We start from the raw sequence: 13,022 nt of genomic DNA, 5'->3' as shown, positions 1-13,022 counted from the left end.
CGACGCAGAGCGCCACCTATTCAAGCGACTTTATTTGCTATAGTTTTACAAGATGTAGTTAACCAACACGGAGAGCAAGGGTTTAATTACCATTTATGAATGGGCAAGGAATCAAGGATGAAGTCTCTAAAATATTTACTTTTGAGTATCCCATTTACACTGCCACTTATCAGTGAAGCCGCTTGGACAGAGAAGGCGCAAATATATTACTTGAAAGTACACTCAAATGGTGTAGATGTCAGACTTAGAGGATTTGTCAATCCAGAGACAGAGGTGAGCTGCTTGAGTAAAAGCACCTTTTTTCTTATTAATGACGAATCTGCTATATACAACACCAAGGTGTCTTTTCTACTTTCCGCTTATATGTCCCAAAAAACTGTTAGGTTCAGTTATTATGGATGCGAAGATGACAGGATTCGTTTAGGCTCAATCAGGTTTCAGGATGAATAGCCAAATCTCATATGATTGACTGACTCTTTATAATTTGAGCCAGTCAATTCTTACCAATGTCAATCTAGAAAATATCCGGATCATCTATCAAACTTGCATTTTCCAACCCATAGTACTCGATCACCCAAGCATAACTCTGGTATATCTCATAACGAGTCGGATAGGCCCGCCCTACTTCATCCCAGCGCTTCCGCGCATTGGAATAGCTGGAACCTTTGATAACTCCTTTCAACTCGAACTCATCACCATTATGGGGATTCATGACCGTTGTGGTATAGGGAACTTCAACCTCGCTATTTTCCACCATCATCCGCGCCATCATCAATCCATAGGCGGGTACATTAGATGGCATGGCATCTTTAACAGTTTCCTGGTTGCTTTTGGTCGATGTTTCCCCAACGGTCGTTGAAACACTAAAAGTCTCAGAAAAACTGAATGTAATGGAGCCACTATTTTCAACAGTGCCGGGAACACCGACCTTGTAACCCTCGGTCAAGCTAACTCCAGCAGTAACCGAAATACCCATAGTATTAGTCCAGGTATCTGTTTCACTCTTCCCGTCGGTATACCAGACTTCTGTACTGTCGTTTTGGGCAATACTGCCGGAGTTCTCAAGCAATCTCTCACCAAAGAATGTCCTGGTATTGTTGGGAGTTTCCACAATCTGATCCCAGTGAATCTCTACTCCAGATTCCACCAACTCCAAACGATCCGCAACGCATGGGTAGATACTCCAAACTTTACTATCACTCGCAGTACCAGCAAACCCAACTACTGACCGGGTTCCAATACTTAGATGGTATTCCTCCCACTTATACCAGCCATTATTACCTCCAAAGGTAATATCACGGGTTGAGTTATCCGCCATGTCTTTCAAGTAGACTCGAATCCTGGAAATATTGCCATCGCGCTTTTTATAGAAGCGCCAACCCTGAATATATTCGGTAGCACCAAGCAACTTTCGATACCCGGAGATAGTGGTTTTACCAACCTCCTCATCTCCTGCATATAAGTATTCGAGTTTTAACCCTTTGATTCTCTCATCACCGCTAAAACTGGTTATAGCGGTGATCTTGTCTCCAGGGATTCGGGTGGTAACATAGCTATCGCACATATCGAAATCGCTACCATTCCCGCTCTTACCATACTGAAATATTGTATCGTACCTTAGGGTCCCACCATTATCTGATGTATTAAAGTACTGATCCAAAATATTTTCTGCTGCACTAATCTGCACAGAAGCCAATAAACCTAACATCGCTGTGACGAAATACTTCATAGTCAACACCTTCTTTATAAGATTATTCTTTTAAACGGATACAACTATCTGAGTACAACCTTTTGTCAACTTCGTCCGTGTCCAACCCTCCTGTATTGCCTTTATTGTTTAAGTTTTCCATCCTGTGGGGTGAAAAATAGAAGTAATCTGACTTCGCGCTACCAGAACGAACCCACCACCAACGCAGTAACCACAAGCAGTAGCACAGACTGAACTCGATAGTTTTTCCATAGTGGCTGTGCTTTCAGGGATACGGTCTCAGTGTCAAAATCGCTTTTAGACCAAGTGAAAGATTTGGCTTCTTCGCTAATCTCAGTAGGATAAAGCAGGCTGGCAATCACCAATACCAGTGAACAGAAGACAAATAAAATTGGAGCAATATAGAGGAAATGTAAGTTTGTCCAGTCGAAGACTTCATTGACAAAAAAGAGGCCAACACCGCCCAAGGTGCCTAACAGCAAAGTAGCTATGGCTCCCTTGGAGTTAGCACCACGCCAAAAGAATCCGATCAGGAAAAGTGCCAGTACAGGGGGAACTGCATAGGAAAGTACCTTCTGCAGATACTGGAATAAGGAACCAAAACTTTCAATCTGTGGTGCCCAAAGTACGGCAAGTATCATAAAGATAAAGGTGACCAGCTGACCTACACGCATTAACTGGTGCTGGTTTAGGCCCGGAAAAAACTTCCGCACAAAGTCCATGGTCACCAGCGTGGAAGCTGAATTAAGCGTGGAATCAATTTGCGACATTAGTGCAGCAACAAAACCTGCCAACACTAGCCCCAGGATACCAACAGGCAACAGCTCAAATAACAGAGTGGGATAAACCATATCTGCGCGCTCTAGCTCGGGGAAAATAACAATCGCCATAGTGCCAGGCAGAACCATGATAAACAGCACGGGAAGTTTGAGCAGACCGGCAAATAAGGCTCCCCAGCGGCCGTGATTAACATCTTTTGCACTGAGTACCCTTTGCACCATAAATTGGTTAGTACACCAGAAATAAAAGCCCAGCAAAGTGACTCCCGTAATTAGCCCCAACCAGGGTACGCTCGAATCACCAATGGGCCGTATCAGACTCAATTGTTCCGCCGAGACCTGGGATACAACATTTTCCCAACCTCCTGCGCGATCCAGGGCAAAAATACTGATCAGGATTGAACCAAATATCAGCAGCAGCGCCTGAATGGTGTCGGTATAAATAACGGCCGCCAAACCTCCACAGATGGTGTAGATACCCGCGATCACCGCCAAAATTGAAATCGTGGTCCAAATTGGTAATTCAGGAAATATCAATTTCATTACCAGGGCCCCTGCATAGAGGCTACCTGCAGTATCAACCACAATATTCAGGAAAATAGTCAATCCCGAAAAATAAGTGCGCGCGGTGCTGTTAAAGCGACGCTCAAGCATTTCCGGCATCGTGTAAATGCGCGAGCGAAGAATTGTCGGCAGATAGAAAACGGCAAAAAAAACCAGGATAACCGCCGCCATCCACTCATAGTTGAAGACCGCTATGCCAGTGCTGTAAGCATCTCCGGCCAAGCCGATCAAAGTGGTACTCGATATATTGGAAGCGAACAGGGATAAGCCAATCAAGGGCCATACCATTTTCCTCCCAGCCAGGAAGTAGTCCTCTGCAGTATCGTGGCGGCGACTTAGGAAGAGCCCAAGGGCGATGGTGAAAACGAAATAGACGACCAGAATGGTCGCATCGACTGGGTGGAGACCAAAATCGACCGGCATAACTTCCTCGTTCACTGCTAGCAGCGTATTTTTAGAATGATTTGCTTGAACTTGGGCAAAAATTAAATCACAGTGATTTAATTAAGTAAAGCTAAGCCTCAACAAACAAAAAAAGCCATATTAATCAATAGGTTACATAAACCCTGATCTTAGTGCCAACGAAGTCAATAGACTAAGCAAAGGCTTTAAAGTTACACTTTTAACAATAGAACCGGACAATCAGTGGCCGGATCAGATCACGTTTCATCTCAGGGGGCACGGATGGGTAAAGGTAGCAATTCCAGTGGTTTACGCCGTTATAACGAGCGAGTGGTGCTTACGACCCTGCGGAAGACTGGCGCAGCCTCCAAGTCCGACCTAGCGCGCCAAACTGACCTCACTGCTCAGGCGGTTACCCGAATTGTCGATGATTTGGAAAGCGCAGGGCTGGTAATGCGAGAGGGGCGGCGACTGGGCGGTAAAGGCCAACCCTCGATTATGTACGTTATTAACCCTACTGGTGCTTACTCTGTCGGTATCAAGGTGGGACGGCGCAATATCGAGCTGCTACTAATGGATTTTGGTGGCACAGTACTAAAGAAGATTTGCCACGAGTTTGAATTCCCGGAGCCCGAATTTTTGTTGGCAAAAATTGAATCGGGCCTCCAGGCACTTACTGATACCCTACCCGCTAAAGACAGAGGGAAACTAGTGGGCGTTGGTATCGCTATGCCCTGGTTTATCGGCGCCTGGACTGAAGAGCTCAATATGAGCGAGGAACTAGCGGCCCAGTGGAAAGAAATTAATTTTGCTGAAGAAGTTGCTCAGCGCACACATCTGCCGGTCTTCTTCGAGAACGACTGTTCCGCTGCTGCTGTTGCCGAATTGCAGTTTGGCAATGGCCAGGACATATCCAATTTTCTCTACGTTTATATCGGGACCTTTATCGGTGGAGGCCTGGTATTAAATGGCAGCCTGGAAACCGGCGTCCATGGCAATGCGGGCAATCTGGTTTCCCTGCCAGTGCCCCCCTCAAAACTTAGCAGTACCCCTGAAAATCAAGGGGCATTTGAGCTACTCCTCAATCGCGCTTCACTATTTGGGCTGCGCAGACATTTACGAGAGTGCGGCATCGAAATTACCAGCACTTCCGAACTTGAAACGGTAATGGACCAGGCCCGCCCTCAGATCCAGGAGTGGCTGGACGACTGTGCAGATGCGCTGGTTTATGCATTTCTATCGGCAAACAGCGTACTGGACCTGGAGGCTATTATTGTCGATGCGCATTTACCCCGCTTTTTATTAGACGAACTGGTCGAAATGATTTCTCGCAGGATAAAGCAGGTGGCGCCTTCAGGCGTATTTGCGCCCAAAATTGTCAGTGGAAAAATTGGAGTCGATGCCATCGCCACAGGCGGTGCGATTTTGCCTTTTTACTCAATTTTTGCACCGGATAAAACAGTTCTATTAAAGGGCGGCATACCAGGAAGAATATCTACCTGATTGCGCCTTAATTGGAACCCCAGAAAAGCATAAAAATAACTCTGGGCTCCTTAAGAATAATCAAAGCAATAACTCACCGGCAAATTTCCAATCAGCACTAATGAGGTAAATATCATGGCATTTAATCTCGATAATAAATGGGTATGGGATTTTTGGTTCGCGCAGGACGGCGACCAGTACCATGTATTTTACCTTCAAGCCGATAAATCACTGGGCGATCCTGAGCTGCGCCATTGGAATGTATCTGTCGGTCATGCCGTTTCTACGGACCTTATTCATTGGACAACGCTCCAGGATGCATTAAAACCCTCACCTCGAACTGCAACCGCCAGTGAGGAAGCTGCAGACTCTTACACTACCTGGACCGGCTGTGTACACAGGGAAGGCGATACCTGGTATATGTTTTATACCGGTACTAAATATTCGGAGAAAGGCCTGGTTCAGCGGGTCTGCCTGGCAACTTCCAAAGACTTATTACACTGGGAAAAACACCCCAACAACCCCCTGGTGGAATTAGATCCCAATTTCTACGATGGCCTGAACCTTGAATATTGGCACGATGCATCCTGGCGTGACCCATGGATCGTTAAAGACCCCTCGCAGAATCTCTACCATATGTATCTCACTGCGCGCTGTAACCAGGGCAGCCCTGATGGGCGTGGCGCAGTTGGCTATGCCAGTTCAACAGACTTAATTCACTGGAAAGTAGGACAACCGGTACTGGCTCCCGGCTGGTATGGTGAAATGGAAGTACCGCAAATTGAATATATCCATGGCCGCTACTACCTATTCTGCTCAGTATCGACAAAGTTCCACAGCGCTGCCCATCGACAATCCATGCAGGGTACACCACTGACTGGCACAAAATATTTTGTCGCCGATGATTTGAATGGCCCATACGAAGTACTTGGAGATGGCTTTATCGGCGCAGACCAGCAGGGATCACTCTATTCTGGCCGGGTCATTCAGGGGCCGGACCAACATTGGTATCTGCTGGCTTTTAATAGGGACGATGCCGAGGGCAACTTTATCGGCGGTATCTGCGACCCCAAACGCATCGAGTTTATGGACGATGGACAACTGGAATTGGCCAAAGACTAGCAGGCAGGAATCGCAAAAAAATTCTTAGGTAGATGCTCACCGGAAGCATCTACTGCCCCGTATCCCCTTCTCTCGGAACCAGTGTTACTTAGAAAGACAAGCAGCGCTGTCACCAAAAGCAAAGATAGATACCGCAAAAATCACTACTTCTCTTTGGTCTACTTATTTATTTGCTAATTCCAATGCGTAAATTCCGCAAATTTTCGTATTGCCTTTATTAAATCACAGTGATTTAATAAATGTGTTCGCGGGGAGAGGTCCCACCCATGCGGTAACAGGAAGAGAGTCTCGAGCCCGCAGAGAACGGGCCGTGAAAAATCTAATAACCATAAGAGATGATTGAGGAGAGCGCCGTGATTGCAGAGGGCTTCCAAGCAGGTTCAGAGACACAGAAACACTTTAAACCACACTCCATAGCCCTGGCAGTTGCCATGGCCTCCAGCGTAGCGGTACCGGCAACAGCTGAGGAAATGCCGGAAATTGAAGAGGTGATGGTTACCGCAACCGCTCGACCGGTTACCAAGATGGAATCCAGCGTATCCGTTAGTGCACTGGACACTGAGGAAATGGCGAAGTACGCCCCGCGCTCTACCGCAGAGCTGTTCCGCAGCTTACCCGGTATTCGGGCGGAATCCTCCGGTGGCGGCGGCAATGCAAATATCACCGTTAGAGGTATTCCCCTGGCAACTGGCGGCTCCAAATATATGCAAATCCAGGAAGACGGATTGCCTGTATTAGAATACGGCGATATTAATTTCGGTAACACTGACAACTTTGTTCGCACCGACTCCTCTCTCGCACGTATAGAAAGCGTACGCGGCGGCTCTGCCTCCACCTTTGCCAGTAATTCCCCTGGCGGTGTGATCAATATGATCAGCAATACCGGCGAAGAAGAAGGTGGTAATGTAGGACTTTCGTTTGGTGCGGACTACGATGAGTCCCGCCTGGACTTTGGCTATGGCCACCACTTGAATGACACTTTGCGATTCTATGTCGGCGGATTTTTAAGAGAGGGAGAAGGCATCCGCGAGACCGGCTTTGATGGGGATTCCGGCGGCCAACTCAAGGCCAACCTCACCAAAGAGTTTGATAACGGTTATGTCCGCCTCTATTACAAACATCTCGATGACCGGGTAACAACTTATCTTCCTGGCCCTGTAACCTATAAGGGCGATGGTGAATTCGGCACGGTTGCCAACTTCGATGCCAGCAGCCAAACCCTGCATTCCGATAATTATCGATACATTTCCACTTTTGATGCCTACGGCAATCCGGTAACCCGCGACTTATCCGACGGTATCGAATCTCTGGTGGAAGCCTATGGCTTTGAAACCAAATTCGAATTTAATGATGGCTGGACTGTTACCGACAAATTCAGAATTTCTGATGTTAGCGGCAGCTTTATTTCCCCCTTTACCGATACTTTCGGCGATTACGGACCACAATCCACACAGGATATGGCTGATACCATTTGTGCAAATGCCGTAGGCAGTAGCGGAGAGGCCATAGACTGTAGCGCCGGCACAACGGTGACTTATGCCAATGGTGAAGAGGCCGAAGGCCTCGCCTATGTCGACCTGCTCTTTGATACAGAAATACACGATTTGGGTCTGATAGTTAACGACTTTAAAGTCGATAAATTAATTGGCGATAATATTGTTGTTTCCGGTGGGTTCTATTACTCCAACCAAAATATCAAAACCAGCTGGAATAGTTGGAATGCCCTAGTTCAAACTGTTGACGGCAGCAATTCTGAAAACCTCACCATAACTGCCAATGCCAACGGAGATGTACTGGTAGATGATGGGGTCTGGTCTGCAAGCTTTCTTTCCTGGGCCTGGGACCTGGAATATGAAACTTATGCACCCTATATGAATGTGGCGATCGACATCGGCGACTTTACCTTCGATGTCAGTGCCCGCCACGATATGGTCAATGCCAAAGGCTCCCTGGTTTCCAGCTGTTGTGGTGGTGATACAGACTACGATCTGAATGGCGATGGTATTATCAGCGATGTGGAAAGTGCTAGCGCTTCCGATGCCTTTGGATTCACCGGCGGCGTCATCACAATGGCCAATGGATCCACCCAGCTCGTTGACTACGATGCAGACAACACCTCTTTCTCTCTCGGTGGGAATTATATTCTCAACGACAGCATGGCTATTTTTGCCCGCTACAGCGAGGGCGGTCGAGCAATTGCCGATCGGCTTCTACAAATTAGCGGCGCCCTCAACAGTGACGGAAGCCTAACTGACACCACCGATGGTTTCGACTCTGTGGACCAGCTGGAAATTGGATACAAACTCTCAACCGGCGATCTGGATTTCTTTGCAACTTACTTCAATACGGTCACTGAAGAGACCAATGCAGAAATCACTAGCGGCTTAACGTTTGTACGCGAGTATGAAGCCCAAGGAATCGAGCTGGAAGCAGCCTACAGTTATGGAGACTTTTCCGTAAATGGAAACCTCACCTGGACCGACGCCGAAATTTCAAAAGATGCCAACGACAGTTCTGTCGTAGGAAATACGCCGCGCCGTCAAGCTGATTTCATTTACACGATTACACCGCAATATAACTTTGGTGATGACTTTACATTTGGTGCAAGCCTCCAAGGGTCTACAGAATATTTTGTTTCTGACTCCAACCAGTTGAAACAGGAAGGTTATGTCCTGGTCAATCTGTTTGGTTCTTATTACCTGACAGAAGACCTTACCGTTTCCTTTAATATAAACAACCTCACCGATGAATTTGTTGTTACCGAAGTTGAAGAGTCTTACGCAGAAGTTGGAGACATAGTACGCGGACGGGCTATCAGTGGCCGCTCCACCAGCGTCAGTTTCAATTACGCTTTTTGATCGTTGTTCTTCCCTACTCTAGTAAGTGGTTTGCAGTTCTGCCCATAGCTTTGCAAACCCCGAGCGTCTGGCCCCCACCGGCGCTCGGTTTTTTTCTTTCAGAAACAATATAACCAGCTATAAACTATCAGTGGTGTAAGTTCAGCAACCATCAACTGATAATACGAATAACTTATGTAACCCGGGGAGCGGATTAGGATGGAAATGCAAGGCAATGCGGTAGATACCTTGCTCGGCGGAATTGAAGCCGGTGGTACCAAATTTAACTGTGTGGTAGCCGCTGGGATTAATGACATCCGTGAGCGAGCCAGCTTCCCAACCACCGACCCAGAACATACGCTATCCAAGGTCGCTCAGTTTTTTCACGAAAGCAGTCAGCGCCACGGCACCGTTTCTGCGCTGGGCATAGCCAGCTTTGGCCCGGTAAACCTGGACCCAGAATCCGCCTACTATGGCTATATCACCCAAACACCTAAAGCTGGCTGGTCCAATACCAATATGGCTGGCTACTTCAGCCAAGCCCTGTCGGTACCAGTTGCTTTCGATACAGATGTTAATGGCGCCGCCCTTGGAGAGCACCTCTGCGGCGCCGCTACAGATGTAAAGAACTTTGTCTACGTCACCATCGGTACCGGTATCGGCGCCGGCATTATGATCGACGGGCAGCTGATCAATGGATCTATGCACCCGGAAATTGGGCATATGTTGATGCCTAGAGACAGCCAAAAGGATTCTTTTAAAGGCAACTGCCCATTTCATAACAACTGCCTTGAAGGACTGGCCTCAGGTCCTGCGATAGAGGAGCGCTGGGGACTGCGTGGCCAACACCTGGAACAACACCACCCGGCCTGGGACCTGGAGGCGGAGTATCTGGCCACTATGTGTGTCAACCTTACCAGCTGCTACTCACCACAGCGGATCATACTGGGGGGTGGAGTGATGATACAGGCGCACCTATTCAATCGCATAAGACAAAAATTCCTAGCCTTAGCCGGTGGTTACTTTCCCCAAGTCTCAGAAAGTAATATTGAACGGTATATCGTTGCGCCAAAACTAGTGGGAAGGTCCGGTGAAGTCGGCTCTCTGCGGATGGCCCAGCACCTATACAACACTAAAAACGTCATTGCCTAAACCAGGGAGGGGACATCCCCTTCCCGCCCATCCTCTTCTCAGTGGGCGTGGTTCCCAAGTGCAATATCCCTATTTCTGTGATTACGACCACTTCTTGAGCAAAAACTTGCGATGAAGAGTGATTCCTGCGGCAGTAACCCCCTCCCCAGCTAGCGATTCCCTTTATCTATCTGTTAGGCTTCCATATAGATACCTCTAGTAAGCAGGGCGATAACAGGTAAGTTTCAGCGCCCCTCAGGGATAGTAATGAAAATAATTAGATTATTAGTGATAGGTATTCTTAGTGCCTGTTGCCAGCTGGCAGCAGCCGGCAGTGCCGAACCCACAACTTTCACCCGCCCAGGGATACTGTCATACAACTTCTACTCTGATTTACTAGAGCGTGAGTACGTTATCGACATAATGCTGCCTCTCTCGTACACCCCGGAAAACACCGATCGCTATCCAGTCATTTATATGACCGATGGCTTTCTGCATTTCCCTATGACAGCCCCTAACCTTCTTCAGGAACAGGTTCCCGATGAGTTTGGCAATGTCAAAATGCCCCCTGTAATTCTGGTCGGTATCTCCCACGCTTTTGACAGTCCAAATTTCGCCCAACGAGTATTGGATTTCACCCCCGTGCCTGGTGTGATCAAAGGTGCCGAACTAGGTGGAGGCGCCGATCACTTTCTTGAGTTTATCGAAGAGGAACTCAAACCCTTTATCAATAATAATTTTAAAGGTAACGAAGAAGACGAAACCCTAGTGGGCCATTCCCTGGGTGGGCTTCTAGCTCTCCATGCACTTTTTAACTACACCAATAGCTTTGACCGATATGTTATTGGAAGCCCCAGTATTTGGTGGGCCGATAAGCAAATTTTAGATAGCGAATTGGCCTATGCGGAACGCAATACGGATTTGGGGAAAAGCGTATATTTATTTATTGGTGATGAGGAGACTTGCAGTGAAATCGACTCGGTTTGCGCGGTAAAAGACTTCTCTCAACTAGTAAAAAGACTGAAGTCCCGTAACTACAATAGCCTTACCCTAAGAAAGCGTGTATTTGAAAATGAGAATCACGGTAGTGTTGTTAATCCAGGTTATGATCGAGGGATAGAAAAGGTATTTAAGACCAGTGTATTACCTAGGAAATATTCCTTCTAAGAGCTGTCTATTTGATTCAGGATAAGTAAGAGCTTGAAAAATAATTTTGTTTAAGTATATTCCTCCCCCTCCATAATTCTCCCTCCCCTCAGGATTAAAAATGAAAAGACTTTTAATAGCATTCGCCAGCTTATTACCCACATTAACCTACGCAGGAGTTTCATCCGATAGTAGCAACAAGCTTTATATTGAATGGATAGAAACCGGCTGGAGTAAAGACACACTGGCAATAGGATTCGATAGGACTATTACTTATAGCGGTACAGACCCCAATTGCGAATGGACAAGAAGTGTGGTTATTAAAGTTAATGAGGATAACTTACACAGTGAGACTTTATCATTAGCCATGGGTGCCCAAATGGCTCACAAACCTGTCACACTATATGTTAAGGATGATTGCTTCAATCAAAGACCTGAACTTATCTCTATACGAGTATGGAATGAATAACACTTGATACAATACCGTCAGCCTAATTTATAGACAATTTCTCATACCTTGTTGGATAGCACTTGAATGAAAAATTGCCTATTCAGTATTTTTCTTTAATTCAGAAAGACTAACTAAATCTTTCACAGATGAACCTATTATGCCCTATGCTCAAGTCCAGTCAGCACAGAAATTGGGCATACTTTCCTAAAAGACATCTATCGAACCAAGGCTTTAGATAACTTTTTTTGCTTGCTTTTTATCTGCCTTCGTACAGGCAGGGGTACAGCCAAAATCAGACAACAAGCTCTACATTGAGTGAATTAAAACCGGATGGGAGGATAATAGCTTGGTTATCAATCTTGATAGACAGACTACATATAACGCTACAGATCCAGGCTACATGAATGATCCCAAGGCAATTTTTCCAGCGTGAATAGTAAGATTATGGGTCAGATGTTATTCATTGTCTTGGCAACACAGATACTCAAAATTCCGTAATGATATATAGAGTATACTTGCAGCTATTCACGCGCTGAACTGACATCCCTACAAATTTGAAGCGAGAAATAATTCAATTTATAGCCTTACTGTGCTGAATAGCGAGACCTGGCAAGGTGGAAATTTTAAAAATAAACTGAAAAAATTCTTACCAACAGTTTCGACTTGATTTAATAGTTATCTGTCTTTCAGAGGACATCCCGTTAAATCAAGCCCGAACTATTACACACCCTACTACCGGTTATGCGAATGGCCTCTAATTTTAAACATATATTTAGATCTTTCTTCAGAAATTATTACGGTAGTTGCTTTCTAGCAACCACCGCAATACACCGTAACGACACCAAACAATATCTTTGAATAGGCAAATAAACAAACTTATTTACTGCGGCCTCGTTCATTCAATATCTGCAAGAGATCAGAATCACCTTTTATCCAAAATTTTTCAGATTTTGGGAATACCTCTTCAGGGTAATCATTTGAAAAATCTATAAACTCTCCCTTCCATTCATTCGGAATATAAACCTCCATTTTGGTTCCCTCATAATAGAATGCGCCGACCACCTTGCGGTCGAAATCGACAAAAATTGTCGGAAAAATTTCACCAACATCCCACCATGAATGCGCAGAAGGAAATTTTTTCGCAAGAAGCAAGCTAAGAGTGTCTTTTTGAATCTTCTTCGGCTCCATCTTTTGCAAAAATAATTCAAAATTATTATCTGCAATAGAGTGGATACCAAACCTATCTGAATCATCAAGCTCCGGCATAGAGTAACCCGCATCGATATAAGCTTGTCTCAACTTATTCAAATCCAGAATCCAATCTGCACGCTTGCTCCTATAGTAAGAGATTTCGTCCTTAAACTTTACAACTGCAACAATCTTTTCTTGAAGTGACATTC

General features: G+C 46.0%; 9 protein-coding genes. 6 read left to right on the top strand and 3 right to left on the bottom strand.

The window, feature by feature from the left end:
* Positions 1 to 514 precede the first annotated feature (514 nt).
* Complete coding sequence (locus tag ACJJIW_RS13360; protein WP_282933610.1) at positions 515 to 1,729, bottom strand: hypothetical protein; 1,215 nt, start codon at positions 1,727 to 1,729, stop codon at positions 515 to 517.
* Positions 1,730 to 1,887: 158 nt separating this feature from the next.
* Positions 1,888 to 3,489, bottom strand: a complete 1,602-nt coding sequence (locus ACJJIW_RS13355; protein WP_444932672.1) for a sodium:solute symporter — start codon at positions 3,487 to 3,489, stop codon at positions 1,888 to 1,890.
* Positions 3,490 to 3,735: 246 nt separating this feature from the next.
* Between ACJJIW_RS13355 and ACJJIW_RS13350 the strand changes: the two genes are divergently transcribed.
* The 6 genes from ACJJIW_RS13350 (at position 3,736) to ACJJIW_RS13325 (ending at position 11,640) form a co-directional block, all read left to right on the top strand.
* Positions 3,736 to 4,956 (top strand): ROK family transcriptional regulator, encoded by a 1,221-nt coding sequence (locus ACJJIW_RS13350; RefSeq protein WP_444912554.1) that lies wholly within the window; start codon positions 3,736 to 3,738, stop codon positions 4,954 to 4,956.
* 114 nt (positions 4,957 to 5,070) lie between these two features.
* Complete coding sequence (locus tag ACJJIW_RS13345; protein WP_444935427.1) at positions 5,071 to 6,057, top strand: glycoside hydrolase family protein; 987 nt, start codon at positions 5,071 to 5,073, stop codon at positions 6,055 to 6,057.
* Positions 6,058 to 6,410: 353 nt separating this feature from the next.
* Positions 6,411 to 8,915, top strand: coding sequence for a TonB-dependent receptor (locus ACJJIW_RS13340; protein ID WP_444935426.1), 2,505 nt, complete (start codon positions 6,411 to 6,413; stop codon positions 8,913 to 8,915).
* 198 nt (positions 8,916 to 9,113) lie between these two features.
* Entirely contained in the window at positions 9,114 to 10,046 is a 933-nt protein-coding gene (locus ACJJIW_RS13335) for an ROK family protein (protein WP_444905883.1), read from the top strand.
* 246 nt (positions 10,047 to 10,292) lie between these two features.
* The gene (locus ACJJIW_RS13330; RefSeq protein WP_444935425.1) at positions 10,293 to 11,192 is read left to right on the top strand and encodes an alpha/beta hydrolase; all 900 of its coding nucleotides are present in this window, start codon (positions 10,293 to 10,295) and stop codon (positions 11,190 to 11,192) included.
* Positions 11,193 to 11,292: 100 nt separating this feature from the next.
* Positions 11,293 to 11,640: a hypothetical protein gene (locus ACJJIW_RS13325; protein WP_444935424.1), complete on the top strand. Its 348-nt coding sequence runs from the start codon at positions 11,293 to 11,295 to the stop codon at positions 11,638 to 11,640.
* A gap of 858 nt (positions 11,641 to 12,498) precedes the next feature.
* Here ACJJIW_RS13325 and ACJJIW_RS13320 read toward each other — a convergent pair.
* A complete protein-coding gene (locus ACJJIW_RS13320; protein WP_444935423.1) occupies positions 12,499 to 13,020 on the bottom strand; it encodes a hypothetical protein in 522 nt (173 codons plus the stop codon).
* Positions 13,021 to 13,022 lie beyond the last annotated feature (2 nt).

The organism is Microbulbifer maximicatervae (SeqCode) (genome assembly GCF_052467815.1).
Note: the sequence above shows the minus strand (reverse complement) of the source record. Positions and strands in the feature narration are given on the sequence as shown.